The organism is Nocardioides baculatus, from assembly GCF_016735675.1.
In the GTDB taxonomy this organism is placed as follows: Bacteria; Actinomycetota; Actinomycetes; order Propionibacteriales; family Nocardioidaceae; genus Nocardioides; species Nocardioides baculatus.
In genome coordinates, this window is sequence record NZ_JAERSG010000001.1 from 106914 (window position 1) to 132415 (window position 25502).

Consider the following 25502-nt stretch of genomic DNA (forward strand, 5'->3'; position numbering starts at 1 on the left):
GTCGGGCGGAGGAGCGCAGCGGGGGAGGTCGAGAACTTCGTGGGGTGGTTCACGAGGCTCCCTTCACGGTGACCGAGCTGCCCGGCGAGGCGAGCTCGGCGAGGACGCCGCGACCGAAGGACCGGGCCGGGACCCAGACCACGCCGTCGGGCAGGTCGGCGACGACCACGGGCAGCGTGATGCTGCCGCGGTCGCCGGTGACCGTGGCGAGCCGGCTGCCGCCGGGCTCGGTGTCGTCGAGGAGCCCGAACACGGACTCGTAGGCCGCCCGGTTGAGGCGCACGACCGGAGGCCGGGCGGTGGCGCGCAGGTGCGCCTCACCGTCCTGCATCGAGCCGAGGTCGATGAGCTGCTTCCAGGTGGCGAGGGCGAACGACCCCGCCTTGCCGGCCTTGGGCGCCTTCGGCGGCTTGCCGGCGTCGAGCGCCGGACGGTCGCCGTCCCACGGACCGAGGGACTGCATCTCGGCACGCACCTCGGTCACCGTGCGGAACCCGAGCGGTGCGCCCTGGCCCAGCGCCGCGAGCTCGTCGGCGATGCCGGCGAGGACGCGGAGGTCGGGGAGCGACGCCGGGTTGGTGAAGACCGCGCCGAACTCGCGGGCCCGGCCGTCCCAGGTGACGAACGTGCCGGCCTTGTCGGTGATCGGGGCGACCGGCAGCACGACGTCGGCGACGGCCGTCACGTCGGTCGCGCGCAGCTCGAGGCTGACCACGAAGCCGGCCGCGTCGAGAGCCGCGCGGAACGCAGCCGGATCGGCGGTGTCGTCGGGGTCCACGCCGCCGACGACCAGGCCACCGAGGTCACCCTTGGCGAGCGCGGCGACGATGGCGTTGCCGTCGCGACCGGCCTTGGCGGGCAGCGAGTCCGTGCCCCAGGCGGCGGACACGTCGACACGCGCCGAGGCCTCGGCGAGCGGACGACCACCGGGCAGCAGGTTGGGCAGCGCTCCGGCCTCGACCGCACCGCGGTCACCGGCCCGGCGAGGCACCCACGCGAGGCGGGCACCCGTACGGGCGGCGAGGTCGGCGGCCGCCGAGAGCGCTCCGTGGGTGGAGGCGAGGCGCTCGCCGACGAGGATGACCGCGTCCTTGGACACGCCGTGCTCGGCGTCCGCGAGCGAGGCGATGGCCTCGACCTCGGCGCCGGGGGCGGCGGGGACCAGGCGGCCCTTCATCTTGGTGAGGCCGCGCGAGCTCCAGGGAGCGACCGACACGACCTGCGTACGACCCTGGCGGGCCGCCTTGCGCAGCCGCAGGAAGATCGTCGCGGCCTCGTCCTCGGGCTCGAGGCCGAGCAGCACGACCACCGGGGCGGCCTCGAGGTCGGCGTAGGTCACGTCGCCGGACAGCGCGACGTGCGAGGCCAGGAACGAGGCCTCCTCGGCGCTGTGCGGGCGGGCGCGGAAGTCGACGTCGTTGGTGCCGAGCGAGACGCGGGCGAACTTGGCGTAGGCGTAGGCGTCCTCGGCGGTCAGCCGACCGCCGGTGAGCACCGCCGAGGCGCCGGCGTCTCGGAGCCCGCGGGCCGCGACGGCGAAGGCCTCGGTCCAGGACGCGGGGCGGAGCTCACCGTCCTCTCGGATCTGCGGGTAGGTGATCCGGTCCTCGACCTGCGCGTAGCGGAACGCGAAGCGGTCCTTGTCGCTGATCCACTCCTCGTTGATCTCGGGCTCGTTGCCGGCGAGGCGACGCATCACCTTGCCGCGGCGGTGGTCGACGCGGATCGCGGCACCGCAGGCGTCGTGCTCGGCCACGCCCGGCGTCGAGACGAGGTCGAAGGGCCGCGAGCGGAAGCGGTAGTCGGCCGAGGTCAGCGCGCCGACCGGGCAGATCTGGATCGCGTTGCCCGAGAAGTAGCTCTCGAAGGGCTCACGCTCGTAGATCGCCACCTGCTGGAGCGCGCCGCGCTCGGCGAGGGCGATGAACGGGTCGCCGGCGACCTGCTCGGAGAAGCGGGTGCAGCGCGCGCAGAGCACGCAGCGCTCGCGGTCGAGGAGCACCTGTGCGGAGATGTTGATCGGCTTGGGGAAGGTGCGCTTGACGCCACCGCCCTCGGAGAAGCGGCTCTCGCCGCGGCCGTTGCTCATCGCCTGGTTCTGCAGTGGGCACTCGCCACCCTTGTCGCAGACGGGGCAGTCGAGCGGGTGGTTGATCAGCAGGAACTCCATGACGCCCTGCTGGGCCTTGTCGGCCACCTCGCTGGTCGCTTGGGTGTTGACGACCATGCCCTCGGCGACCGGCAGCGTGCAGGAGGCCTGCGGCTTCGGGAAGCCGCGACCGTTGCCGGCGTCGGGGATGTCGACCAGGCACTGGCGGCACGCACCGACCGGGTCGAGCAGCGGGTGGTCGCAGAACCGCGGGATCTGCACGCCGACCTGCTCGGCGGCGCGGATCACCAGGGTGTCCTTGGGAACACTCACCTGCACGCCGTCGATGGTCAGCGTGACGAGGTCGGTGTCGACCTTCTCCGGTGCCTTGTCGGTCGCGGTCATGCATGTGCTCCAGCGGGTGCGAAGGCGGTCGAGGCGGCTGGGTCGAAGGGGCAGCCGCCGTGGGACAGGTGCGCGAGGTACTCGTCGCGGAAGTGCTGGATCGAGCTCGAGATCGGGCTGGTGGCGCCGTCGCCGAGCGCGCAGAACGAGCGGCCGAGGATGTTGTCGCACTGGTCGAGGAGCAGGTCGAGGTCGGACTCGCTGCCCTCACCCTTCTCCAGCTTGGCCAGCGTCTGCGTCAGCCACCACGTGCCCTCGCGGCACGGCGTGCACTTGCCGCACGACTCGTGCTTGTAGAACTCCGTCCAGCGCAGGACCGCGCGCACGACGCAGGTGGTCTCGTCGAAGAGCTGGAGCGCACGGGTGCCGAGCATCGAGCCCGCGGCGCCGACCGACTCGAAGTCGAGCGGCACGTCGAGGTGCTCGGGCGTCAGGAGCGGGGTGCTCGATCCGCCGGGCGTCCAGAACTTCAGCTCGTGGCCCTCGCGCATGCCTCCGGCCAGGTCGATCAGCTCGCGCAGGGTGATGCCCAGCGGGGCTTCGTACTGGCCCGGGTTGGTCACGTGGCCCGAGAGGCTGAAGATGCCGTAGCCGTTGGACTTCTCGGTCCCCATCCCGGCGAACCAGGCAGCACCGTTGGCGATGATGCTCGGCACCGAGGCGATCGACTCGACATTGTTGATGACGGTCGGGCTGGCGTAGAGGCCGGCGACGGCCGGGAACGGCGGGCGCAGGCGGGGCTGGCCGCGGCGGCCCTCCAGGCCCTCGAGCAGCGCCGTCTCCTCGCCACAGATGTAGGCACCCGCACCGGCGTGGACGATCAGGTCGAGGTCGAAGCCCGACCCGTGGATGTTCTTGCCGAGGTGGCCGGCGAGGTAGGCCTCCTGCACCGCGCGCTGGAGGCGACGGATGACGTGGAGGATCTCACCGCGGACGTAGATGAACGCGGTGTTGGCGCGGATCGCGTAGGAGCTGATGATGACGCCCTCGACCAGCGTGTGCGGGCTGGCGAGCATGAGCGGGGTGTCCTTGCAGGTGCCCGGCTCGGACTCGTCGGCGTTGACGACGAGGTACTTCGGCTTGGGGTTGTCCTGCGGGATGAAGCCCCACTTCATGCCGGTGGGGAAGCCGGCGCCGCCGCGGCCGCGCAGGCCCGACTCCTTGACGGCGTTGATCACGTCGTCGGGCGCCATCGCGAAGGCCGTGTCGAGGGCGGCGTAGCCACCGTGCTCCTCGTAGGACGCCAGGGTCCAGGCGCGCTCGGCGTCCCAGTTGTCGGTGAGGACGGGGGTCAGCGTGTCGGTCACTTGCTCTCTCCCTTGTCGCCGGCGCTCCGGTCGTAGGTGCCGCCGGCGGTCCAGCCCTGCTCGCGGGCGATCCGGAGACCCACCAGCGACGGCCCACCGGCGGCCGGGCCCTCGTCGGCGCGGTCGTCGGGGAAGCCGGCGAGCACGCGCTCGGCCTCGCGCCACGTGCAGATCCGGGGACCGCGCGTGGAGTGGACCTCGTTCCCGGCGCGGAGGTCGTCGACGACCTGGACCGCGGACTCGGGGGTCTGGTTGTCCATGAACTCCCAGTTGACCATCATCACCGGGGCGTAGTCGCACGCCGCGTTGCACTCGATGTGCTCGAGGGTGACCTTGCCGTCCTCGGTGGTCTCGTCGTTGCCGACGTCGAGGTGGTCCTTGAGCCGCTCGAAGATCAGGTCGCCGCCCATGACCGCGCACAGCGTGTTGGTGCAGACGCCGACGTGGTAGTCGCCGACCGGCTTGCGCTTGTACATCGTGTAGAAGGTCGCGACGCCGTTGACCTCGGCGGCGCTGATGCCGAGCACCTCGGCGCACGCCTCGATGCCCTCGGGCGTGATCCGGCCCTCGACCGACTGCACCAGGTGCAGCATCGGCAGCAGGCCCGAGCGGGCCTCGGGGTAGCGGGCCGCGATCTCACGCAGCTCGTCCCAGGTCTTGGTGTCCAGGCCCGAGTTGGTGGTGCTCATCGGTCGACGCCTCCCATCACGGGGTCGATGGAGGCGATCGCGACGATGACGTCGGCGACCTGGCCGCCCTCGCTCATCACGCTCGTCGCCTGCAGGTTGGTGAACGACGGGTCGCGGAAGTGCGCGCGGAAGGGACGCGTACCGCCGTCGGAGACGACGTGGGCGCCCAGCTCGCCGCGCGGCGACTCGATCGGGACGTAGGCCTGGCCGGCCGGGACCCGGAAGCCCTCGGTGACCAGCTTGAAGTGGTGGATCAGCGCCTCCATGGACTCACCCATGATGTGGCGGATGTGGTCGAGGCTGTTGCCCATGCCGTCGCTGCCGATGGCGAGCTGGCTGGGCCACGCGATCTTCTTGTCGCCGACCATCACCGGCGCGCCCTCGAGCCCGGCGAGCCGGTCGACGGCCTGCTCGACGATCTTGAGCGACTCCCACATCTCGTTGAGCCGGATCCGGAAGCGACCGTAGGAGTCGCAGGTGTCCCAGGTCTGGACCTCGAAGTCGTAGTCCTCGTAGCCGCTGTAGGGCTGGGTCTTGCGGAGGTCCCACGCGTAGCCGGTCGAGCGCAGCACGGGACCGGTGAGGCCGAGCGCCATGCAGCCGGCCAGGTCGAGGTGGCCGACACCCTCGAGGCGACCCTTGAAGATCGGGTTGGCGTTGCAGAGGGCGGCGTACTCGGGCAGGCGCTTCTTCATCAGCACGATGAAGTCGCGGATCTCGTCGAGGGCACCGGGCGGGAGGTCCTGCGCGACACCGCCGGGACGGATGAACGCGTGGTTCATCCGCAGGCCCGTGATCAGCTCGAACAGGTCGAGCACGAGCTCACGCTCGCGGAAGCCGATCGTCATCACGGTCAGCGCGCCGATCTCCATGCCGCCGGTGGCGATGCAGACCAGGTGCGAGGAGATGCGGTTGAGCTCCATCAGCAGGACGCGCATCACCTCCGCCTTCTCCGGGATGTCGTCCTCGATGTCGAGCAGCCGCTCGACGCCGAGCACGTAGGCCATCTCGTTGTAGAACGGGGAGAGGTAGTCCATGCGGGTGCAGAAGGTCGTGCCCTGCACCCAGGAGCGGTACTCCATGTTCTTCTCGATGCCGGTGTGGAGGTAGCCGATGCCGCAGCGGGCCTCGGTGACCGTCTCGCCCTCCAGCTCGAGGATGAGCCGGAGCACGCCGTGGGTCGACGGGTGCTGCGGACCCATGTTGACGACCACGCGCTCCTCGGCGGACTCGCCGATGCCCTGCGTGATCGAGTCCCAGTCCTGACCGGTGACGGTGAAGACCTTGCCCTGGCTGGTGTCGCCGGGGGCGGCGTAGAAGTCCTGTTCGGTCGTCATGTCAGTTGTAGCTCCTGCGCTGGTCCGGCGGAGGGATGGAACCGCCCTTGTACTCCACGGGGATGCCGCCGAGCGGGTAGTCCTTGCGCTGCGGGTGGCCCGGCCAGTCGTCCGGCATGAGCACCCGAGTGAGGGCGGGGTGGCCGTCGAAGACCAGCCCGAACATGTCGTAGGTCTCGCGCTCGTGCCAGTCCAGCGTGGGATAGACGCTCACCAGGCTGGGGAGGTGCGGGTCGCTGTCGGGCACGGAGACCTCGACGCGGACGCGACGGTTGTGGGTCATCGAGGTCAGCTGGTAGACCGCGTGCAGCTCACGACCGGCGTCGTCGGGGTAGTGCACGCCGCTGACGCCGGCGCAGAACTCGAAGCGCAGCCGCTCGTCGTCGCGCAGCATCTGGGCTACGAACGGCAGGTCCTCGCGCCGGACGTGGAAGGTGATCTCGCCGCGGTGGATCACGACGCTCTCGATCGCGGAGGTGAGCTCGGTGGCCTCGAGCCGCTCCTCGAGCGCGCCCGCGACCTCGTCGAACCAGCCGCCGTAGGGCTTCTGGGCCGCGGCCGGGAAGACCTTCGCGCTGACCAGCCCGCCGTAGCCGGACGTGTCGCCGGTGCCGGACGTGCCGAACATGCCGTGGCGTACGCCCACCGCGCGGACCTCACCGGTGGGTGCCGGGACGTTCTCCGGGGACTGGTCGGGCGCCGGCTGGTCGACGCCGCTGCCGGTGCCGGTCTCCGCCTTGGCCTTCTCGAGGTTGCGCTCCTCGGCCGGCCGGGCCGACTCGTTCTTGTCGGACTTGTCGTCGCTCACCGCAGCAGGCCCTTCATCTCCGAGGTGGGCAGCGCGCGCAGGGCGGCGGTCTCGAGCTCGACGATCTGGGCCTTGCGGTTGGCACCGAGCTTGGTGTCCTGCACCTGGTCGTGGAGCTTGAGGATCGCGTCGATCAGCATCTCCGGGCGGGGCGGGCAGCCGGGGAGGTACATGTCGACGGGGACGACGTGGTCGACTCCCTGCACGACCGCGTAGTTGTTGAACATGCCACCCGACGAGGCGCAGACGCCCATCGCCAGGACCCACTTGGGCTCGGCCATCTGGTCGTAGATCTGGCGCAGGACCGGAGCCATCTTCTGGCTGACCCGCCCGGCGACGATCATCAGGTCGGCCTGGCGGGGGCTGGCCCGGAAGACCTCCATGCCGTAGCGCGCGAGGTCGTACTTGGGTCCACCGGTCGTCATCATCTCGATGGCGCAGCAGGCCAGGCCGAAGGTCGCCGGCCAGAAGGACGCCTTGCGCATGTAGCCGGCAACGCCCTCGACCGTGGTCAGCAGGACGCCGCTGGGCAGCTTCTCTTCAAGACCCATGACTCAGTCCCAATCCAATCCGCCGCGCCGCCAGACATAGGCGTACGCGATGAAGACAGTAACGATGAACAGGACCATCTCGACCAGGCCGAAGAGGCGCATCGCCTCGAAGTGCACGGCCCACGGGTAGAGGAAGATGATCTCGATGTCGAAGACGATGAAGAGCATCGCCGTGATGAAGTACTTCACCGGGAAGCGGCCGCCGCCCACGGGCTGCGGCGTCGGCTCGATGCCGCACTCGTAGGAGTCCAGCTTGGCGCGGTTGTAGCGCTTGGGACCCGTGAACGCGCTGATCACCACGGAGAAGACCGCGAAGCCCGTCGCCAGGGCCGCCAGCACCAGGATCGGCGTGTAGAGCTCCATCGATTCCCTTCCGCATCATCCGCGCCCGGTTCGACATGGGCAGGCATTGTGACTTTGTGAATGCCTTCACGAGTGGCGCGGGCCACAGTCTAGGACTCGCGAGCGATCTACGTCACGTCGGGGTGGGGGCCGTCCAGACCCGCCGTGACCTGCAGATTTAGACCACGGCGACGTGCCCTAAATGGCGCCCTCAGTCAGGCGGTGGCGCGGTGGAGGGCGACGACGCCGCCGGTGAGGTTGCGCCACTCGGGGGCCTGCCAGCCTGCCTCGGCGATCAGCCCGGCGAGACCCGGCTGGTCGGGCCACGCCCGGATCGACTCGGCGAGGTAGACGTAGGCGTCCGACGCGCTGGCGGTGAGCGAGGCGATCCTGGGCAGGGCCTGCATGAAGCCGTCCATGTAGAGGCTGCGGAAGGCGCCGTTGGTCGGGGTGCTGAACTCACAGACCACCAGCCGCCCGCCGGGACGGGTGACCCGCAGCATCTCCCTCAGCCCGGCGACCGGGTCGACGAAGTTGCGCAGGCCGTAGGAGATGGTCACCGCGTCGAAGGTGTCGTCGAGGAACGGCAGGCGGGTGCCGTCGCCGGCCACGAACGGCAGCGCCGGTCGGTCCTTCTTGCCCTGCTGGAGCATCCCGACGCTGAAGTCGCAGGCGACGGCAGTGGCGCCGTAGGCGCCGAACGGCTCGCTCGAGCAGCCGGTGCCGGCGGCGAGGTCGAGGACGAGGTCACCCTTGCCCGGGCCGACCGCGGCGACCATGGACCGCCGCCAGCTGCGCTGGATGCCGGCCGTCATGAGGTCGTTGGTCAGGTCGTAGCGCTTCGCGACGGTGTCGAACATGCGACGTACGTCGGTCGGTTGCTTGTCCAGGTCAGCGCGAGCCACGCGCCGAGCGTAGGCGTCTCGCGCGGATCGGGTGCAACCTGGGGTGCGTCGGTTGCGTCCCTACACTCGTCGGACCACGCCGCATCCCGGGGGATCACCACATGACACGCCGCATCACCGCGCTCCTGCTCGCCCTGCTCTGCTCGCTCACCGCCCTGTCCGTCGTGGACGGCGCGGTCGCGGCCGGAGCCTCCAGCCGCGCGGAGTTCGAGCCGATCCGCCCCGGCGACACCGGCTGGCGGGTGCGCGAGCTCCAGAGCCGGCTCCACCAGCTCGGCCTGCACTCCGAGGTCGTGACCAACCGCTACGACCCCGAGACCCGTGCCGGGGTGACGACCTTCCAGAAGAGGCGCGGGTGGGACACCGGCGGCGTCGTCGACGAGCGCACCTGGCTCAAGCTCGTCAGCCTGACCGCCGAGCCCACGGCCGAGGCGCTGCACAACATCTACGCACCCGGCCGCCCGCTGCTGCAGAAGGGCGACCGGGGCATGTGGGTGCGCCAGGTGCAGGCCCGGCTCAAGCAGGTGCGCTGGTACGACGCCAAGGTGACCGGCCGCTACACCCAGAAGACCGTCGCGGCGGTGCAGGGCTTCCAGGCGAAGCGGAAGATCCCGGTGACCGGCCAGGTCGACCGACGGACCCTCGACCGCCTCAAGGCGATGACCAGCGAGCCGACGAAGGCCCAGCTCTTCAACATCGTGCCGCAGGGTCCGGCGCTCGACCCGCGCTGCACGACCGGGCGCGCGATGTGCGTGGACAAGACGTCGCGGTCACTGCGCTGGGTGGTCGACGGCGTCGTGCTCAAGACCGTCGAGGTCCGGTTCGGCTCCGACGAGCTGCCGACCCGCGAGGGCGCGTTCGCGGTCTTCAGGAAGTCGCGCGACCACGTGTCGAGCCTCTACGACACCTCGATGCCGTTCGCGATGTTCTTCTCCGGCGGGCAGGCCGTGCACTACTCCCCCGACTTCGCCGCCAACGGCTACAACGGGGCGTCCCACGGGTGCGTCAACGTGCGCGACCGCGCGGCCGTCGAGTGGCTCTTCGACCAGGTGCGACTCGGCGACAAGGTGATCGTCTACCACTCCTGAGGGGGCGCGAGGCGCCCCCGGGGCCGCTCAGGCCAAGGAGAACGCCGCGTCGAGCTCGGCGCCTGCCCGGCCACGACGTGGCAGGGAGATGTCCGAGACCTCGATCCTCGGCGCGTCCGGTACGGCGACGACCTCGTGCTCGCCCGCCAGGTCGAGCTTGACCGCGGGGTGGTGCGCGATGCGTCCGATCCTCACACCGAGCGCGGACGCCATGCCGCTGATCGTGTGGTTGACGCGCAGGTCGAGGACGAGCATCCGCAGGCGACCACCCCACCAGGGGGTGAGCGCGTCGACCTCGGCAGCGAGCTTCTTGTCCTTGCCCTTGAGCCTGGCCTCCGCGACGCGGGCCGCAGCGGCCTCGAGGACCTCGACCGGCGTCTCGTGCCAGGCGACGCCGTCGACCTGGCCGGCCGCGAGCAGCTGCTCGAGCACCTTGGCGGTCGCCTGGTCGAGCAGCACATGGGTCGGCCTGACGTGCGCCAGGGCTGCCTCGAGCTGGTCGGGCCGCTCGACCCAGGCCATCGTGCAGCCCGCGGTCAGGTGGGCGTCGCGCGCGACGGTGGTGAACCGGTCGGTGGCCTCGCCGGTCAGCAGCACGACGTCGTCGGGGCGGAGGTCGGCGAGCATGCCGGAGCACTCGGGCCGGAAGAGCCACGCCGTCGACTTCGCGCGGGGCAGGCCGAGCACGGCGCTCGACGCGGCGTCACTGCGCACCGCGTCGACGTACGACAGCAGGTCGGGCTGGCGCTTGCGGCGCTCGAGGCCCATCCCGCGCAGCCGCTCCCACGAGCGGTCGTCGCACTCGAAGAGCTGTGCCTCGGCCAGCGAGGCCCGGCGCAGCAGCGGCAGGCGGCTCTCGTCGTCGACGATGACCAGGCGGACCTCGATCTCGTCGAGCAGGCGGCCCACCTCGACCGGGTCCAGGTGGTCGGGCAGGAGCAGCGGGACGGCACCGGCGACGCGCGTGGCGAGCTCGAGCTCGAGCTGGCGGATGCCGGTGGGGACGCGGATGACGACGACCTGGCCGGGGTTGACCCCGGCCTCGATCATGCCGGCGGCGCCGTCGATGACGCGACGGTAGAGCTCGTTCCAGGTGAACGAGGCCCACTCCGCGTGGCCGTCCCGCTCGCGTTGCTCGACCACGGCGATCTCGAGCGCACGCGCGCGGGCGTGACGCTCGAGCCGTGACAGCGGCGATTCGTGAACAGGCACTTGCGACCCCCTGCGTCCGTGATGTACCAGCGCAACGTAGGTCACCGGACGCCGTCCTGTTCGCCGTTTGACCGATCTCACACCCGGTCGCTGCAGGCCCCGGCGTAGGCTCCCCCTTCGTGACGACCCCCGCGTCCGGCGCCCAGCCTGGACTTGCCGCGCCCCTCGTCGTGCGCACCGTCCCCGTCGACCTGGCGGACCTGCCGCTCCTCGACCTGCTCCCCGAGCAGGACCACGTGAGCTGGCTGCGCCGCGGCGAGGGCCTCGTCGGCTGGGGTGTCGCCGCCCGCCTGGACACGTCCGGGCCCACCCGCTTCAGCGACGCGGTGAAGTGGTGGTCGGAGACGATCGCCCGCGCCGACGTCGTCGACACCGTGGGCGAGCCCGGCAGCGGGCCGGTGTGCTTCGGTGCCTTCGCGTTCGCGGACGACCCCGGCGACTCCGTGCTGGTGATCCCCGAGGTCGTCGTCGGGCTCCGCGGCGACCGCGCCTGGCTGACGACCGTCTCGGTCGACGCCCCCGAGCTCCAGCCGGCGACCGCCGCGCGTCCGCCGGTCGGGCTGACCTTCTCCGACGGCGCCCGCAACGGCGAGGAGTGGATGTCGGTCGTCGCCGACGCGGTCGGCCGCATCACCTCCGGCGCACTGGAGAAGGTCGTGCTGGCGCGCGACCTGATCGCCACGACCGACGAGCCGCTCGACGTGCGCTGGCCCCTGCGTCGCCTCGCCGAGAACTACGAGATGTGCTGGACCTTCCACGTCGACGGCCTCTTCGGTGCCACCCCCGAGATGCTGGTGCGGCGCGAGCGCGGCCTGGTGACCTCGCGGGTGCTCGCCGGCACCATCCGGCGTACGGGCGACGACGAGCGCGACCTCGCCCTCGCCGCGACCCTGGCCCGGTCGTCGAAGGACCTCGAGGAGCACGAGTACGCCGTCCGCTCGGTCGCCGACGCGCTCGAGCCGCACTGCTCGTCGATGAACGTCCCCGAGGCCCCGTTCGTGCTGCACCTGCCCAACGTCATGCACCTCGCGACGGACGTGAACGGCGTCGTGCACGACCTCGCGTCGTCGCTGCAGCTGGCCGAGTCGCTCCACCCGTCGGCCGCCGTGGGCGGCACGCCGACGGCTGCCGCCACGGCGCTGATCCACGAGATCGAGGGCATGCCGCGCGACCGCTACGCCGGGCCCGTCGGCTGGATGGACGCCTCCGGCGACGGCGAGTGGGGCATCGCGCTCCGCTCGGCCCAGGTCATCGAGAGCGGCGTACGCCTGTTCGCGGGCTGCGGCATCGTCGCGAGCTCGGACCCCGAGGCCGAGCTCGCCGAGTCGCAGGCCAAGTTCGTGCCGGTGCGCGACGCGCTCGAGGCCGGCTAGGCGTTCAGAGGTCCTGGCCCGGCTGGCGCCGCTCGAAGGCCTGGCCCTCCGGCAGCAGGTTGTGCATGTGGCGCTCGACCATGCCGAGCCCGACCTCGCTGTAGATGCAGTCGTGGATGCCGAGCGACGTGGGCGCGGCGACGTCGCGGACGAAGTCGACGGCCTCCCCCACCTTGAGCCACGGCGCGCTCACCGGTGCGAGCAGCACGTCGACCGGGCGTCCGGGCGCGGTCAGCGAGTCGCCGGGGTGGTAGACGCTCGCCCCGCCCGACTCCAGGACGTAGCCGGAGTTGTCGAAGCGCGGGTAGTCGGGGTGGATCACGGCGTGCTTCTCGCCGATCACCTCGACGGCGGTGCCCGCCACCTCGAGGTGGTCGCCGGGACGTACGACCGTGACGCGCTCGGCCACGTCGGGCGCCTCGTCGCGCAGCATCCGCTTGACCGCCGCGATCGTCCAGATCGGCACGTCGAGGCCGCGCAGGTGGGGCGGGTGCACGTGGTCGGCGTGCTCGTGGGTGACGAGGACCGCGTCCGCACCGTCGAGCGCACCGGCGTCGGTGAAGTTGCCCGGGTCGATGACGACGACGCCGCCCTCGCCCTCGATCCGGACGCACGCGTGGCCGAACTTGGTGATCCGCATGTGGACCAGACTAGGCCCGCCGGATGCGCGCGGAATCGTGTGACGCATGGGGTTCGCGGTTAAGGTGGTGGCGCCTCCGACGGGTGGAGTGCCCAGGGGGAACACACCAATCGCACCCGAGACGAAGAGAGTTCACATGTCTGCACGCCGCGTGCTCGCAGGCAGCGCCCTCGCGCTGATCCTGCCCGCGACCCTGCTCCTGAACACCGAGACGGGTTCGGCCACTGACTCCGACTCCGCGGCCCGCGCCGCGTCGAGCTCGGTCACCACCAAGAAGGCCGGCCAGAAGATCTCGCTGGAGGTGCTCCCGGGGATCGTCCAGCCCGGCAAGCGCACCGCCAGCGTCAACGCCGCCAAGGGTTCCGCGATCGCGACCATCAAGCCGGTCAAGGTCGGCCGCAAGGTCGTCCTCGAGCAGCAGCGCGGCTCGTCGTGGAAGAAGGTCGGCACGGCCAAGCAGGAGAAGTCCGGCAAGGCCTACTTCAAGGCAGCCGTGTCCAAGGGCGGCCAGGCCCTGACCTACCGCGTCACCGCCCAGAAGCAGGGCTCGCTCAAGGCCGTGAAGAGCGCGAGCGTCGACACCACGCGCTGGCTCGTCCCGACCTTCACCGACGAGTTCAGCGGCTCGACGCTGAACCCGGTCTGGGGCATGCGCGGCCAGAGCTACGAGCCGCTGAGCAAGCGGGTCTGCTCCAAGGGTGACCCGTCCGCGGTCAAGGTGACCGGCGGCGCCCTGCGCCTCAGCGTCATCAAGGACAAGTCGCGCAGCGACAAGTGCAAGGCCGTCTCGCGCAAGCAGACCAAGAAGATCTCCTACCGCCTCAACGGCCACGTCGGCACCGACAAGGCGTTCAGCTTCCGCTACGGCGTGGCCTCGGCCCGCATCAAGATGCAGAAGCTCCAGGGTCAGCACGCCAGCTTCTGGATGCAGCCCCTCGGCGAGAACAAGCCCGGCAGCGACGGCCACGAGATCGACATCATCGAGTACTTCGGCGACAAGCACCCGCAGGGCGGCCTCACCAGCTTCATCCACTGGTACAAGGGCCAGCGCCTGATCAAGACCGGCTCGTGGATCAAGAACTCGACGTCGTTCCTGCAGAACAAGCGCGACGGCTGGTCGAAGAACTACCACGTCTTCTCGGTCCAGTGGACCCCGAAGTCCATCTCGATGTACATCGACGGCAAGGAGACCTGGCGCACGTCGGCCCGCGTCTCCAAGGCCCAGCAGTACCTCATCCTGAGCCTGCTCGCCTCCGACTACGAGGCGCTCGAGATGCCCGACAAGAAGCTCCCGCAGCACATGTACGTCGACTGGGTCCGCGTGTGGGAGACCCCGCAGCCCTGATCGACCGCACCTGAACCACGCGATCCGCGCGTTGGCCCACTCTCCCGTCAGGGAAGGGCCAGCGCGCGGATTCGTCTGTCCAGGTCCGCGCGGTTGTCGCGACGGACGCGGGCCTCGACGACCTCGATGCCGCCGTTGGGCATGGCGAGCGCCTGCTCGAGCTCGGGCAGGCCGGTGACCCGCAGGTGCGGCACCCGGGCCGCCGCGCACAGGCTCGCGAGGTCGACGCCGTGCGGGGTGCCGAACAGCGTGTCGAATCGGTCGGCGTACGCCGGTGCCCCCTGCTCCAGGGTCGCGAAGATCGACCCGCCGTCGTCGTTGACCACGACGATCGTGAGGTCCGGGCGCTCCTCGCGCGGCGCGAGGAACAGCCCGGTCGTGTCGTGCAGGAACGTCACGTCGCCCATCAGCGCGAGCGCGCGGGACGACTGGGGCCGTCCGAGGGCCGCGCCGATCGCCGACGAGATCGTGCCGTCGATGCCGGCGAGGCCCCGGTTGGCGATGACCTTGCGGCGCCCGCCGACCTCGTAGGGCGCGACCATCAGGTCGAGGTCGCGGACCGGGTTCGAGGCGCCGACGACCAGCAGGCCCCCGCGCGGCAGCGCGCGGCTGACCGCGCCGGCGACCTCGTGCGGCGTGAGGTCGGGCTCCGCGGCGAGCAGGCGGTCGAGGGCGCGGGAGGTGTCGCGGTCGGCCTCGTGCCAGGCGGCGGCCCAGGCCGGGTCGTCCGGACCGGCCACGTCGACCCGGTCCGCCTCCGCGGCGACCGCGAACGGGCGGTCGGGCCAGATGCCCGGGTGCCGGACGGCGACCACCTCGACGTCGTCGCGGGCGAGGAGGCGTGCGACCGGGCGGGACAGCGTGGGGTGGCCGAAGACGACCACGCGCTCGACCCGGGGCCCCAGGTCGCCGTCGAGGAGCAGCCGATAGGTGCGAATCACGCTGTCGCCCGTCCGGCAGCCGCTCGACGGCTCGGCGAGCAGCGGCCAGCCGGCCTTCTCCGCGAGCTGCCGGGCCGGTGGTCCGGCGTCGTCGCCGGCCACCACGACCGTGCGAGGTCCGGGCTCGAGCCTGAGCTCGTCGCGCGCAGGGGCCTGCAGGGTGACCGCCCACTCGGGCCGCTCCCCGCCGTCCCACCCGCCGTCGTCGGGCAGCAAGGGGTCGTCGAGCTGGATGTTGAGGTGGACGGTGCGCTGGCCGTCGTCGGCGCGGAGGAAGGCGAGCAGCTCGTCGAGCTCCGCCCCGTCCTGCCCGGCTGCCACGTCGAGCGTCGGCGCGAAGGTGCCGAAGAGTCCGACCTGGTTGGTGGTCTGGTTGGCGCCGGTGCCCCGCAGCCGCGCCGGCCGGTCAGCGGTGACGACGACGAGCGGTACGCCTGCGTGCGCGGCCTCCATCACGGCCGGGAAGAGGTTGGCCACCGCGGTGCCCGAGGTGCAGACCACGGCCGCCGGGCGACCGCTGGTCTTCGCCAGGCCGAGGGCGAGGAAGGCGGCCGTGCGCTCATCCATGCGCGTGTGCAGCCGCAGGCCGGGCTCGGTCGTCGTGGTGGGCCGCTGGGCGTCGAAGAGGGCGAACGAGAGCGGTGCGTTGCGGGAGCCGGGCGCGACCACCACCTCGCGCACGCCGGCACCGCGGAGTGCGGTCGCCACCGTCCGGGCGAGTGCGGTGGAGTCGTTCACGAGGAGCGATCATTCCCTACCGCGTCGAGCCTGCGTCGCCAGTGGTCGACGCGGTCGCCTGCAGCGGTGAGGCGGTCCAGTGCGGCGTCGTCGACCTCGGCGCGGGCGACCGGCAGCATGCCGTCCACGGGGAGCAGCGGGTCGACGGCGACGTCGTCGGTGAGCAGCTGCACGGTGGCGAGACCGCAGGCGTGGTGGAGCTCGGGCAGGGCGGCCGCGAGGGCCACGCCGGCGGCGATGCCGACGCTGGACTCGACCGCGCTGGAGACCACGACCGGCAGGCCGATGTCCTCGGCGATCCGGAGGCACGCCCGCACCCCGCCGAGCGGCTGCACCTTGAGCACGGCGATGTCCGCGGCCTCGAGGTCGCGCACGCGGTAGGGGTCCTCGGCCCGGCGGATGGACTCGTCGGCGGCGATCGGCACGTCCACCCGACGGCGTACGACGGCGAGGTCCTCGACCGACATCACGGGCTGTTCGACGTACTCCAGGCCGCCGGCCGCCCGGTCGATCGCGGCGATCGCGCGGACCGCCTCGTCGACGTCCCAGGCGCCGTTGGCGTCGACGCGGACCAGCCCGTCCGGGCCGAGCGCGTCACGGACGGCCTCGACCCGGGCGAGGTCGTCGGCGAGCTCCTGGCCGCGCTCGGCGACCTTGACCTTGGCGGTGCGGCAGCCGCCCGCGAGGACGATCGCGTGGGCACGCTCCGGATCGGTGGCCGGGACGGTGACGTTGACCGGCACCTCGCTGCGCAAGGGGTCGGGCCAGCCGACGTCGGCGGCCTCGCGGGCGCACGCCAGCCACGGACGCGAGGTGGCGTCGTCGTACTCCAGGAAGGGTGACCACTCCCCCCAGCCCGCGTCGCCGCGCAGCAGGACGCCCTCGCGCACCGTGATGCCGCGGAAGCGCGTGCGGAGGGGGATCGAGAAGACGTGCAGTGACGCGTCGACCTGCATCAGAGCCCGGCCTGGAGGGCCTGGCGGTCGACCTTGCCGTTGGGCAGCAGCGGGAGGCTGGCGGCGCGGGCGAACTCGCGCGGCGCCCACGACCGGGGGTGCACCACGCTGACCCAGTCGCGCAGCTCGGCGTCGGTGGCGGTGCCGACCACCACCGCGACGACCTTCTGGCCCCACTCGGGGTCGGGCACGCCGAAGACCTCGGCCTGCTCGACCTGGAGGTGGCCGCGGAGCCGCTCCGCGACGAGGGCGACGGGGATCTTCACCCCTCCGCTGATCACGACGTCGTCGACACGCCCGACGATCCGGAGCCGGCCGTCGTCGTCGAAGCGGCCCTCGTCGGAGGTGAGGAACCAGCCGTCCTCGACCGAGGCCGCCGTCAGCTCGGGGTCGGACTCGTAGTGGCTGAAGAGCGTGGGTCCGGCGATCCGGACGCGGTCGGCGTCGCCGAGACTGACGCCGACCCCGTCGAGGGGTACGCCGTCGTAGACACAGCCGCCCGCCGTCTCCGATGAGCCGTAGGTGGAGACGAGGCGGACGCCCGCCTCCTCGGCCCGGCTGCGGTGGTCGTGGTCGAGGCCCGCACCGCCGACGAGCACGGTGTGGCAGCGCGCCAGGGAGGCGAGCTGCTCGGGGTTGGCGAGGATCCGGTGCAGCTGCGTCGGCACCAGCGAGACGAAGGTCGGCGTGGGGCTGTGGTCGGAGGCGGCCGCGCGGCCGACGTCCAGGCCGTCGACGACGATCGGCTCGTGGCCGGCGACGAGCGAGCGCACGATCACCTGCACCCCGGCGACGTACGACGACGGGAGCGCGAGCAGCCAGCGGCCCGACTCCCCCAGTCGGCGGGCGGACGCCTCGACGCTCGCGAGGACGGCCCGGCGCGGCAGGACCACGCGTTTCGGACTCCCGGTGGAGCCGGAGGTCTCGATCAGCAGCGGGTCGGGGTTGTCGGCCTCGAGCCACCGCGACAGCTGCCTGATCGCGACCGAGGGCTCGTCCGAGGGCCGGAGGAAACTCACGCGACCAACGCTAGTGGCTCTGCCACCATGGGCGCGATGGATCAGACGGACCAGCAGACGACGCAGCAGGAGTCGTGGTGGCGGCGGCAGCTCCCGCCGAGCCCCCTGGCCCGCTCCCTGTCGGTGCAGTCGATCCTGTTCGCCGTCGGCGAGGGCACGTTCATCACGGGCTCGGCCGTGTTCTTCACCCAGATCGTCGGCCTGTCGGCCGCCCAGGTCGGCATCGGCCTGACCGTCGCCGGCATCGTGTCGTTCTTCTTCGCCGTGCCGGCCGGCAAGCTCGCCGACCGGGTCGGCACCAAGCGGATCTGGGCGATCAGCGCGCTCGGCACGTCGCTGCTCTACTTCGTGTGGCCGCTGCTCCACGGGTTCGCGGCCTACCTCGTGATGATGGTCGTCCTCGAGGTCGTCAGCCAGGCCGGGTGGAGCGGACGCGGCGCCTACACGATCGACATCTTCACCAAGGAAGAGCGCGTCCAGTCGCAGGCCTTCATGCGTGCGGCGCTCAACATCGGCTTCACCTTCGGCGCCCTCATCGGTGGGCTCGCGCTCGCCACCGACAGCGACGCCGTCGTCCGCGCGGTGCCGATCCTCACCGGCGCGATCCTGCTGGCCAACACCTACTGGATCACCCGCCTCCCCGACCCTCCGGCCCGCGAACCAGTCGCCACCGAGGAGGCCGTCGTCAAGCCGGCCGCCCTCAAGAACCGCGCCTTCCTCGCCCTGATGACCGGCGACGGCGTGCTCGGCACCAACCAGGTGCTGCTCAACATCGTGATCCCGCTCTGGCTGGTCGAGGAGACCGACGCACCCCGGGTCCTGCTCGCCTGGCTGTTCGGCACCAACACCGTGATGGCGGTGCTGCTCCAGGTCGCGGCCGCGCGCGGGGTCGACTCGGTCGCGCGCTCGCTGCGGGCGTCGTACATCTCCGCGGGGTTCTTCGTCCTCTCCTGCGCCATCGTGCTCGTCACCCACGACACCATCGGCTGGCTCACGATCGCGCTCGTCTGGCTCGGCCACGTCACCGTCACCGGCGCCGAGCTCTTCCAGTCCGCCGGCCACTGGGGCTTCATGTCCGAGCTCACCGACGCCGACCAGCGCGCCGAGTACCAGGGCGCGGCCCACATCGGTGGCACCCTCGGCTCCGTCTGGGCCCCTGCCCTCTTCACCTGGCTCGCGATGGAGCACGGCTCCCTCGGCTGGATCACCATCGCGTCGATCTGCATCGTCGCGACCTTCACCATGGGTCCGTCCTCGCGCGCCGCCGAGCGCTATCTCGCGCGCCACGGGTCCGCGACCTGAGCCTCGACCGGCGTCATAGGCTCGCGGCATGAGTGCGTACTGGATCTGCGTCTACAAGGCCGTGCACGACCAGGACAAGGTGACGGCGTACGCCGAGCTCGCCGGGCCTGCCATCCGCGCGGGCGGCGGTCGCTTCCTCGCCCGCGGCAACCCCGAGGCGACGTTCGAGCTGGGCGAGGTCACCCGCACGGTCGTCATCGAGTTCCCCTCCGTCGACGCCGCCGTCTCGACGCACGACAGCGAGGCCTACCAGGAGGCGCTGCGTGCGCTCGGCGACGGCGCTGACCGTGACCTCCGCGTGGTGCCGGGCGCGGAGGGCTGATGGTGGCCGGCGACTGGCGGGCGTCGAGGGTCGACGACCTGCGTGCGCTGATCCTCGAGGCCGAGCCCGACGCCACCGAGGAGGCGAAGTGGAAGAAGGCGTCGAACCCCGACGGCGTCCCCACGTTCTCGCTCGACGGCCTGATCTGCACGATCGAGACCTACAAGGACAAGGTGAAGGTCACCTTCGCCAGGGGCGCGTCCCTCGACGACCCGTCCGGGATCTTCAACGCCAGTCTCGACGCCGGCACGCGGCGGGCGGTCGACATCGTCGAGGGTGACGAGCTCGACGAGGCCGCGTTCGTCGCGCTGGTCCGCGAGGCCGTCTCGGCCAACCGGGCGTAGTCGACTCAGTCCGGTACGTCGAGCACGAGCCGCTGGCCGCCGTCCGCGAGCTCGCGGCAGATGTCGAGGTGGCCCGCGTGGGTCGTGGTCTCGACGAGGACGTGGAGAAGGACGTCGCGGAGCGATGCGTACGGCGGCATGTCGTCCGAGATGGCGGCGGGCGGCTGGTCGACGGGCATCCCCGCGATCGCCGCCGTGGCCGCCCGGCACTCCTCGACGTACTCCGCGATGATCTCCTCGTCCGTCAGGTCCTCCGGGGCGACCCAGCCGTCGTAGCCGGACGAGATCTCGACCGCCTCCCCCGCCATCACCGATCGCAACCACAGTCGCTCGACGTCGTGGGTGAGGTGGTGGACGAGCCCGAGGGGCGTCCAGCCGGACGGGACCTGCGAGCGGCGCCGTTCCTGCGGCGACATCGCGCCCACCTGCTGGACGACATGGCGGCGCTTGCTCTCGAGCCAGCCGATCAGCTCGTCGCGGGTGGCGTCGTCAGCGGGGTCAGCGGTCATGAGTCCCAGTGAAGCCGATGGGGGCTCGAGCACCCACGGGTGGGAGGGGGAGGTCACACGGCCGCGTCCCGAAAATGGCAGGCGAGTGTCGGACCCGCGACGCAGAATGGTCGGCGATGAGCATCCTGACGACACTGAAGCAGCAGGCCACTCCCCCGTCCCCGCTGGCCGGGCGGCTGGCGACCCAGTCGCTGCTGTTCGCGCTGGGCGAGGGCACGTTCATGGCGGGGTCGGCGGTGTTCTTCACCCAGGTCGTCGGGCTCTCGGTGGTGCAGGTCGGACTCGGCCTGACGATCGCGGGCATCGCGTCGTTCATCGCGGCGTACCCGATGGGTCGGGTCGTCGACCGGCTCGGCGCCAAGCGGTGCTGGGCGATCAGCTCGGCGGGGCAGGGCGCGATGTTCGCCGTGTGGCCGTTCATCGACAGCTTCCAGGGCTACCTCGCCATGGCGGTCGTGATGGAGGTGATCGGTGCCCTCGGCGGCGTCGCGCACGGCGCGTACACGATCGACGTGCTGCCGCCGCAGGAGCGGGTGAAGTCGCGCGCCTACATGTACTCCGCGCTCAACGTCGGCTTCACGCTCGGCTCCCTGCTCGGGATCATCGCGCTCGGGCCTGAGTCGCTGACGCTGCTGATGGCGATGCCGTTGTTCACGGCCATCGTCTTCCTGTTCAACGCCTTCAACATCACCCGGCTGCCCGACGCTGCGCACGACATGCGCACGGCGGAGGAGAAGAAGGTGAAGGTCCCCGGCGCCGGACCGATGAAGAACGTCGGCTGGCTCGCGACGAGCTTCTTCACCGGCATGCTCTGGACCAACCAGGTGATCCTCAACGTCGTCATCCCGCTGTGGCTGGTCGACAAGACCGACGCCCCGTGGGTCATCCTGTCGCTGCTCTTCGGCACCAACACGGTGATGTGCATCGTGCTGCCGATGGCAGCGGCGCGGGGGGTCAAGGACGTCACCACGGCGCTGCGTGCGATCCGGGTCTCGACGGTCTTCTTCGTCGTCTCGTGCGTCATCACGCTGTCCACGCACCACACGGTCGGCTTCTGGACGATCGCGCTGTTCTTCCTCGGCCACGTCACGCTGACAGGCGCCGAGCTGTTCCTCTCGGCCGCGAGCTGGACCTTCGAGGCCGAGCTGATGGACCCGCGCCGTCGCGGCGAGTACCAGGGCGCCGCGGAGCTCACCGGCACGCTCGGTCGGGTGTGGGCGCCCGCGGCCTTCACGTTCCTCGCGATGACGTGGAGCACGTGGGGCTGGCTGGTCATCGCCGGCCTGATGGTCTTCGCCGCCGTCGCCATCCACCCGTCCACCGCGATGGCGCGCCGCTTCCTCGAGCAGCACGTCCCGGCCGACGTGCTCGCCGATGCCAGCGCGCACCAGCCCGAGGACGCCCCGGTCGGTCCACCGACCGTCGACCAGCCGGCGCAGCCCGGAGGCCCGAGCCCGCTCGACTCCCTGCCAGAATCCACCGGTGACCTCATCCGCTGACTGGATCGCCGGTGCCCGGCCGCGCACCCTGCCCGCCGCCGTTGCTCCCGTCCTCGCCGGCACCGGCGTCGCGGCCTTCGTCGACGGCGCCGTCTGGTGGAAGGCCCTGCTCGCCCTGGTCGTGAGCCTCGCCCTGCAGGTCGGCGTCAACTACGCCAACGACTACTCCGACGGGATCCGCGGCACCGACAGCGACCGCGTGGGCCCGATGCGCCTCGTCGGATCCGGTGCGGCGACGCCGCGGGCCGTGAAGACCGCAGCGTTCGCCGCCTTCGGGGTCGCCGCGGTCGCCGGACTGGTCCTCGCCGCCACCACCGCGTGGTGGCTGGTCGCGGTCGGCGCGGTCTGCGTGGTCGCGGCCTGGTTCTACACCGGCGGCGACAAGCCCTACGGCTACCTCGGCCTCGGCGAGGTGATGGTGTTCGTCTTCTTCGGCCTGGTCGCGGTGATCGGCACGACCTACGTCCAGACCGGGACGTGGGAGTGGCCGGCGCTCTACGCCGGCATCGGCATCGGTGCGCTCGCCTGCGCGATCCTCGTCGCCAACAACCTGCGCGACATCCCCACCGACACCGTGGCCGGCAAGCGCACGCTCGCCGTACGCCTCGGTGACGAGCGCACCCGCTACCTCTACGCCTTCCTCGTGCTGGTCGCGGCGGCCGCCGTGGTGGCCGTGGCAGCCGCCACGACCTGGTGGGCCCTGCTCGGACTGGTCTTCCTCGGCCGCGCCGCCGCGCCGACGAAGGCGGTGCTCGGCGGCGCCAGCGGGCCGGCGCTGATCCCGGTGCTCGCGGCCACCGGTGCCTCCGAGCTGGCCTGGTCGGTGCTCGTCGCGCTGCCCCTGCTCGTGGCCTGACACTTCGCCGAATCACCGGCCGCGGCCGCCGGACACATGGGATCCTCGTGCCATGTCCCAGCAGCAGCCGGAGGAGGGCGCACGCCTCGACGAGTTCGTGCAGCGGCAGGTCGCGGACGCCGTACAACGCCGGCGTGCCCAGCAGGACCGCGAGAGCTCGTTGCGAGCCTCCTCGCTGGCCTCGGACCTCGACCGCGACCGCACCGCGAGCATCCTCAACGAGGCGTTCGCCCAGGGTCGGCTCACGCCCGAGGAGCACGCCGACCGCACGACGCGCACCTTCACCGCGCGGACCCTGGGTGACCTCGACCAGGTGCTCACCGGCCTCCATACTCCCGTCGCTGCGGCCCCGACGCACGTGGTCAACAAGCTGGTCTTCTGGGTCGTCGCGTTCTTCATGTCGCCCTTCCTGCTGATGGGCTTCGGCCTCACCATGGGCGGCGACGGGTTCGGCAGCCGCATCTTCGGGATCGTGCTCCTGGGTGTCCTCGTCCCCGTGCTGTACGCCCTGCGCCGACGCACCTACGGGAAGGACCGGGACACCCGCTGGTCCACCCCGCGCTGACCCGCGCGATATTGCGTGGCCGGCGCGGTGCCGGCTCACTAGCGTGCGACTCGTGGACTACGACTTCGCGCACCTCGACTTCAGCGACGAATCCGACGACGCCGTCGCGCGCCGGAAGGGCTGGATCGAGGCCGTGCTGCGCGGCTTCCGGGACGGTCGACCCGACGACGAGATGGTCGAGCGGTGGGTCCGCCACTACCGCGCGGACGAGGTCGACGTCAGTGGTGCGTGGCTGCCGGAGGGCGAGTTCGGCGCCGGGCCGTGGCCGGTCGCGACCTACGCCAGCCTCGACAAGACGCTCAACGCCGGGCGCGAGCTGCTCCCCCTGCGGATGATCACCGACGTCACCACCAGCGCCAGCCACCGCCGCCAGGGCCTGCTCCGCCGCCTCATCGAGGACGACCTCACCGACGCCGTGGCGCAGGGCGTCCCGATGGCCGCGCTCACCGCGTCCGAGGCGACCATCTACGGACGATGGGGCTTCGGTCCGGCCACCTTCCGCGTCGGCGTCGAGATCGACACCTCGCCCGGCTTCGCGATGCGGTCCTTCACCGACCCCGGCCGGGTCGAGCTCGTCGAGCCCGCCGACGCGTGGCCGCACGTCAAGGCGCTCTTCGACACCTTCCACGCCCGCCAGCGCGGGTCGGTCGAGTGGCCCTCGCCCTACGAGGACATCCACACCGGGTCGTACGACTTCGACGAGGGCGGTCCCAACAAGAAGATCCGCGCCGCCGTCCACCTCGACGCAGCCGGCCGGCCCGACGGCTTCGTGATCTTCACGCACGGCGAGGACTACTCGATCAAGGTCGCGGAGACGGTCGCGCTCACCACTGACGCCCGGCTCGGGATGTGGTCGTTCCTCGGCCAGATGGACCGCATCAAGAAGGTCACCATCAACCTCTTCCACCCCGAGGACCCGCTGGCCTGGGCCCTCACCGACATGAACCGCGTGAAGACCACCGAGGTCGAGGAGTTCCTCTGGCTCCGCCTCCTCGACGTGCCGAGGTGCCTCACCGCCCGCCCGTGGGCTGCCGACGGCGTGGTCGTCCTCGAGGTCGACGACCCGCAGGGCCACGCCGCGGGCCGCTTCGAGATCACCACCTCCGGCGGCGTCGCCACGGTCGGCGCGACGGACCGTCCCTCCGACGTGCAGGTCACCGCGGAGACCCTCGGCTCGCTCTACCTCTCCGACGTCCGGGTGCGGCACCTGCAGCGCGCCGGCCGGATCGGCGGTGAGGACGATGCGGTGGGCAGGCTCGCCGCCATGGCGGACCTCAGCGACGCGCCGTACAGCCTCACGGGGTTCTGAGCAGGGTCTCCAGCCGCTCGACCTCGGCTGCGGTCCCGTCGATCGGCGCGTCCGGCGCGTCGACGTCGACGGCACCGCCGACGACCTTCCACGTGCCGCGGACGACACCGTCGACGAGGACGGGGTTGGCACCGCGCGTCATCGACGTCCGGTGCTCGGCCGGCACCACCCACTCGTCCTTGGTGCCAGGCCCCATCACCCACGCGTCCTTGCCGGGCAGCAGCACCACCGACTCCTCGGGGCGTACGTCGACCAGCTCGGGCAGCCGGTCGGCGAGGACCCAGCGATCCTCGCCGTCGACGTCGACGCGAGCGAGCCGGTCCTGCACCTCGGTCCACCACGTCGTGAGCCGTTTCCGACCGGCGCTGAGGCCCTCCCCGAGCCACGAGTGGACGTGCGCGGGCGTGCACGGCCCGTAGGCGTCGACGTACTCCAGCACGACCCGCGGGCCCGCCTCGTCGAGCGGTGGGATGCCTCCCCAGGTCGGCGCGGCGGCCGGGCTCTGCAGCGTCAGGCCATCGGCGACCGGCGGGCCGAGCACGACGTCGCCCTGCCAGCAGAGCGGCTTGAGCAGGGTGATGTTGGGCTCGGCGAACTCCGTCGCCAGGTGGTCGAAGCGCGTGCCGGCGACCGCGTCGGCGATCGCCCGGGGCGGCACCGGCCCGTCGGCCACGACCTCACGGACGAGCGCGCGCAGGTCCGGCCAGTCGTCGGGCCGGAGCCGGTAGTGCTCGACCCAGCTCTTCAGCGCCCACTGGCGGCCGGCAGCCCGGAGGGCGAGGTAGGCACCGGCGGTCTCGGGGGCCATCACCTGGACGGACCCGCGGAACGAGAAGGTGCGGACAAGCCGACCGTCGGAGAGCGCGCGCTGCACCTCGCCGGGAGCACCGGGATCCGCCAGCCGGCGCCGGACCGCGAGGTCGGGATCGCTGCCGAACACCGAGACCGCGGCGAGCGTACGGACGACCTCGACGGACGAGTCCGCTCCGTCGACCAGGTGCTGGCGGCGCAGGCGCCACGTGAGCGCCCAGTGCCGCGAGACCGACGGCAC

General features: G+C 71.6%; 25 protein-coding genes. 10 read left to right on the forward strand and 15 right to left on the reverse strand.

The window, feature by feature from the left end:
- Positions 1 to 49: 49 nt before the first annotated feature.
- The 8 genes from JI751_RS00485 to JI751_RS00520 all read right to left on the reverse strand — a co-directional run bounded on the left by JI751_RS00485 (position 50) and on the right by JI751_RS00520 (position 8433).
- On the reverse strand, positions 50 to 2494 hold the full coding sequence (locus JI751_RS00485; RefSeq protein WP_201932141.1) for an NADH-quinone oxidoreductase subunit G: 2445 nt from the start codon (positions 2492 to 2494) through the stop codon (positions 50 to 52).
- Positions 2491 to 3801: an NADH-quinone oxidoreductase subunit NuoF gene (nuoF, locus tag JI751_RS00490; RefSeq protein ID WP_201932143.1), complete on the reverse strand. Its 1311-nt coding sequence runs from the start codon at positions 3799 to 3801 to the stop codon at positions 2491 to 2493. The genes JI751_RS00485 and nuoF overlap by 4 nt, the downstream gene beginning before the upstream one ends.
- Positions 3798 to 4490: an NADH-quinone oxidoreductase subunit NuoE gene (nuoE, locus tag JI751_RS00495; RefSeq protein WP_201932146.1), complete on the reverse strand. Its 693-nt coding sequence runs from the start codon at positions 4488 to 4490 to the stop codon at positions 3798 to 3800. The genes nuoF and nuoE overlap by 4 nt, the downstream gene beginning before the upstream one ends.
- Positions 4487 to 5827, reverse strand: coding sequence for an NADH-quinone oxidoreductase subunit D (locus JI751_RS00500; protein WP_201932147.1), 1341 nt, complete (start codon positions 5825 to 5827; stop codon positions 4487 to 4489). The genes nuoE and JI751_RS00500 overlap by 4 nt, the downstream gene beginning before the upstream one ends.
- A 1-nt stretch (position 5828) precedes the next feature.
- Positions 5829 to 6635, reverse strand: a complete 807-nt coding sequence (locus JI751_RS00505) for an NADH-quinone oxidoreductase subunit C (protein ID WP_201932148.1) — start codon at positions 6633 to 6635, stop codon at positions 5829 to 5831.
- The gene (locus tag JI751_RS00510; protein WP_201932149.1) at positions 6632 to 7186 is read right to left on the reverse strand and encodes a NuoB/complex I 20 kDa subunit family protein; all 555 of its coding nucleotides are present in this window, start codon (positions 7184 to 7186) and stop codon (positions 6632 to 6634) included. Before JI751_RS00510 ends, JI751_RS00505 begins: the two co-directional genes overlap by 4 nt.
- A gap of 3 nt (positions 7187 to 7189) precedes the next feature.
- Positions 7190 to 7549 carry an NADH-quinone oxidoreductase subunit A gene (locus tag JI751_RS00515; protein ID WP_201932150.1) on the reverse strand — a complete coding sequence of 120 codons (360 nt, stop codon included), beginning with the start codon at positions 7547 to 7549 and terminating at the stop codon, positions 7190 to 7192.
- A gap of 194 nt (positions 7550 to 7743) precedes the next feature.
- Positions 7744 to 8433, reverse strand: a complete 690-nt coding sequence (locus JI751_RS00520; protein ID WP_201932151.1) for a demethylmenaquinone methyltransferase — start codon at positions 8431 to 8433, stop codon at positions 7744 to 7746.
- A gap of 101 nt (positions 8434 to 8534) precedes the next feature.
- Here JI751_RS00520 and JI751_RS00525 point away from each other — a divergent pair, with 101 nt between their 5' ends.
- On the forward strand, positions 8535 to 9521 hold the full coding sequence (locus JI751_RS00525; RefSeq protein ID WP_201932152.1) for a L,D-transpeptidase family protein: 987 nt from the start codon (positions 8535 to 8537) through the stop codon (positions 9519 to 9521).
- A gap of 27 nt (positions 9522 to 9548) precedes the next feature.
- Here JI751_RS00525 and JI751_RS00530 read toward each other — a convergent pair whose 3' ends face one another.
- Positions 9549 to 10733 carry an AMP-binding protein gene (locus JI751_RS00530; protein ID WP_201932153.1) on the reverse strand — a complete coding sequence of 395 codons (1185 nt, stop codon included), beginning with the start codon at positions 10731 to 10733 and terminating at the stop codon, positions 9549 to 9551.
- A 119-nt stretch (positions 10734 to 10852) separates the two neighbouring features.
- Between JI751_RS00530 and JI751_RS00535 the strand changes: the two genes are divergently transcribed.
- Positions 10853 to 12106, forward strand: coding sequence for an isochorismate synthase (locus JI751_RS00535; protein WP_201932155.1), 1254 nt, complete (start codon positions 10853 to 10855; stop codon positions 12104 to 12106).
- A gap of 4 nt (positions 12107 to 12110) precedes the next feature.
- Here the strand turns inward: JI751_RS00535 and JI751_RS00540 are convergent, their stop codons facing one another.
- A complete protein-coding gene (locus tag JI751_RS00540; RefSeq protein WP_201932157.1) occupies positions 12111 to 12746 on the reverse strand; it encodes an MBL fold metallo-hydrolase in 636 nt (211 codons plus the stop codon).
- Between the two features lie 136 nt (positions 12747 to 12882).
- Between JI751_RS00540 and JI751_RS00545 the strand changes: the two genes are divergently transcribed.
- Positions 12883 to 14091, forward strand: a complete 1209-nt coding sequence (locus tag JI751_RS00545) for a glycoside hydrolase family 16 protein (RefSeq protein WP_201932159.1) — start codon at positions 12883 to 12885, stop codon at positions 14089 to 14091.
- A gap of 47 nt (positions 14092 to 14138) precedes the next feature.
- Here the strand turns inward: JI751_RS00545 and menD are convergent, their stop codons facing one another.
- From menD to JI751_RS00560, 3 genes are read right to left on the reverse strand one after another with little or no spacing between them, the layout of a single operon-like run.
- Positions 14139 to 15770, reverse strand: coding sequence for a 2-succinyl-5-enolpyruvyl-6-hydroxy-3-cyclohexene-1-carboxylic-acid synthase (gene menD / locus JI751_RS00550; RefSeq protein WP_201932160.1), 1632 nt, complete (start codon positions 15768 to 15770; stop codon positions 14139 to 14141).
- Positions 15767 to 16726 carry an o-succinylbenzoate synthase gene (locus tag JI751_RS00555; RefSeq protein WP_201932161.1) on the reverse strand — a complete coding sequence of 320 codons (960 nt, stop codon included), beginning with the start codon at positions 16724 to 16726 and terminating at the stop codon, positions 15767 to 15769. Before JI751_RS00555 ends, menD begins: the two co-directional genes overlap by 4 nt.
- Positions 16726 to 17745, reverse strand: a complete 1020-nt coding sequence (locus JI751_RS00560) for an AMP-binding protein (RefSeq protein WP_307813634.1) — start codon at positions 17743 to 17745, stop codon at positions 16726 to 16728. The genes JI751_RS00555 and JI751_RS00560 overlap by 1 nt, the downstream gene beginning before the upstream one ends.
- Positions 17746 to 17781: 36 nt before the next feature.
- On the opposite strand from JI751_RS00560, the gene JI751_RS00565 reads away from it, so the two are divergent.
- From JI751_RS00565 to JI751_RS00575, 3 genes are read left to right on the forward strand one after another with little or no spacing between them, the layout of a single operon-like run.
- A complete protein-coding gene (locus tag JI751_RS00565) occupies positions 17782 to 19047 on the forward strand; it encodes an MFS transporter (protein ID WP_201932162.1) in 1266 nt (421 codons plus the stop codon).
- A gap of 28 nt (positions 19048 to 19075) precedes the next feature.
- A complete protein-coding gene (locus JI751_RS00570; protein WP_201932163.1) occupies positions 19076 to 19369 on the forward strand; it encodes a DUF1330 domain-containing protein in 294 nt (97 codons plus the stop codon).
- Positions 19369 to 19713, forward strand: a complete 345-nt coding sequence (locus JI751_RS00575) for a DUF1801 domain-containing protein (RefSeq protein ID WP_236665504.1) — start codon at positions 19369 to 19371, stop codon at positions 19711 to 19713. The genes JI751_RS00570 and JI751_RS00575 overlap by 1 nt, the downstream gene beginning before the upstream one ends.
- A gap of 5 nt (positions 19714 to 19718) precedes the next feature.
- On the opposite strand, the gene JI751_RS00580 is transcribed toward JI751_RS00575, so the two are convergent.
- Positions 19719 to 20222 (reverse strand): mycothiol transferase, encoded by a 504-nt coding sequence (locus JI751_RS00580; protein WP_201932164.1) that lies wholly within the window; start codon positions 20220 to 20222, stop codon positions 19719 to 19721.
- 116 nt (positions 20223 to 20338) lie between these two features.
- Here JI751_RS00580 and JI751_RS00585 point away from each other — a divergent pair, with 116 nt between their 5' ends.
- From JI751_RS00585 to JI751_RS21320, 4 genes are read left to right on the forward strand one after another with little or no spacing between them, the layout of a single operon-like run.
- On the forward strand, positions 20339 to 21721 hold the full coding sequence (locus JI751_RS00585; protein WP_201932165.1) for an MFS transporter: 1383 nt from the start codon (positions 20339 to 20341) through the stop codon (positions 21719 to 21721).
- Entirely contained in the window at positions 21705 to 22577 is an 873-nt protein-coding gene (locus tag JI751_RS00590; RefSeq protein WP_201932167.1) for a 1,4-dihydroxy-2-naphthoate polyprenyltransferase, read from the forward strand. The genes JI751_RS00585 and JI751_RS00590 overlap by 17 nt, the downstream gene beginning before the upstream one ends.
- Positions 22578 to 22629: 52 nt before the next feature.
- On the forward strand, positions 22630 to 23142 hold the full coding sequence (locus JI751_RS00595) for a DUF1707 SHOCT-like domain-containing protein (RefSeq protein ID WP_201932170.1): 513 nt from the start codon (positions 22630 to 22632) through the stop codon (positions 23140 to 23142).
- Between the two features lie 52 nt (positions 23143 to 23194).
- On the forward strand, positions 23195 to 24451 hold the full coding sequence (locus JI751_RS21320; RefSeq protein ID WP_201932173.1) for a GNAT family N-acetyltransferase: 1257 nt from the start codon (positions 23195 to 23197) through the stop codon (positions 24449 to 24451).
- Here the strand turns inward: JI751_RS21320 and JI751_RS00605 are convergent.
- Complete coding sequence (locus tag JI751_RS00605) at positions 24438 to 25502, reverse strand: DNA glycosylase AlkZ-like family protein (RefSeq protein WP_201932174.1); 1065 nt, start codon at positions 25500 to 25502, stop codon at positions 24438 to 24440. The two genes, JI751_RS21320 and JI751_RS00605, sit on opposite strands and share 14 nt — an antisense overlap.